We start from the raw sequence: 1000 nt of genomic DNA on the forward strand, positions 1-1000 counted from the left end.
CAGCGCGGTTGGAACGGCGTGGTTGCCCATTTCCGCAGTTGCGGCGGCATAGAAAACACCGCGCCCGTGTTCTACCACCTCGGCGATACGTCCGAAATCGCCTTTATGCTCAACACGCTTGCCCGACGCTATTCAATCATCTACGCCGTCGGCGTTTCTTTGGGGGGTAATGCTTTGGCCAAATATTTGGGCGAGCAGGGCAGCAATGCCGTTCCGCGCGCTTCTGCCGTCGTTTCTGCACCGGTTGATGCCGTAGCGGCAGGTACGCGTTTTGATCAGGGCATGACGCGACTGATTTACACGCGCTATTTTTTGAATTCACTGTTGCCGAAAGCCCAGGCGATTCCCCGGTTTCAGACGGCCTTAAGCCAGCAAAACTGCAAAACGCTTGGCGATTTTGACGACCGCTTTACCGCGCCGCTACACGGTTTTGCCGACCGCCACGATTACTACCGCCGCAATTCCTGCAAACCGTTTCTGAAAGGCGTGGATACGCCGTTGCTGTTGCTTAATGCCGTCAACGACCCCTTCCTGCCGCCGGAAGCCCTGCCGACCGGGCGGGATGTGTCCTCGGCCGTTACGCTGTTGCAACCGGCATACGGCGGTCATGTCGGCTTTGTCAGCCGCGATCAGGGCCGTCTGAATCTGCAATGGCTGCCGCAAACGGTGTTGGACTATTTCAAACAGTATCAGCCGTAAATGAAAAAGGACATGTATGCGACATGCCCTTAGTGTGCAGAAAGTAAAAAGGCCGTCTGAAAACGAATTTCAGACGGCTTTTTGAATGGCTTGATTATTTGCCTTTGTTGTCGGCTTTGGCTTCTTTTTTCAGAGAAGCGTACAACTCAGGGTCGCGGTTTTTCAGCAGGGAAGCAACGGCCAAGTCGTCACGGTTGACTTTAGCTAAATCTACGCGCTCGATATGTACCAAACGCAGCAATTCGCGTACAGGTTTAGGCATATTGCGGCCGGATTCGTAACGGGAACCACCGGATTGAGT

2 protein-coding genes are annotated in these 1000 nt (G+C 54.2%); one reads left to right on the forward strand and one right to left on the reverse strand.

The window, feature by feature from the left end:
• On the forward strand, positions 1 to 699 hold a 699-nt coding region (locus ACTHS3_RS14735; RefSeq protein ID WP_440368338.1), incomplete at its 5' end, for a YheT family hydrolase.
• Positions 700 to 793: 94 nt separating this feature from the next.
• On the opposite strand, the gene ACTHS3_RS14740 is transcribed toward ACTHS3_RS14735, so the two are convergent.
• The coding region (locus tag ACTHS3_RS14740) for a transcriptional regulator (RefSeq protein ID WP_440368339.1) at positions 794 to 1000 on the reverse strand (207 nt) is incomplete at its 5' end.

Source organism: Neisseria sp. P0009.S007, assembly GCF_051962515.1.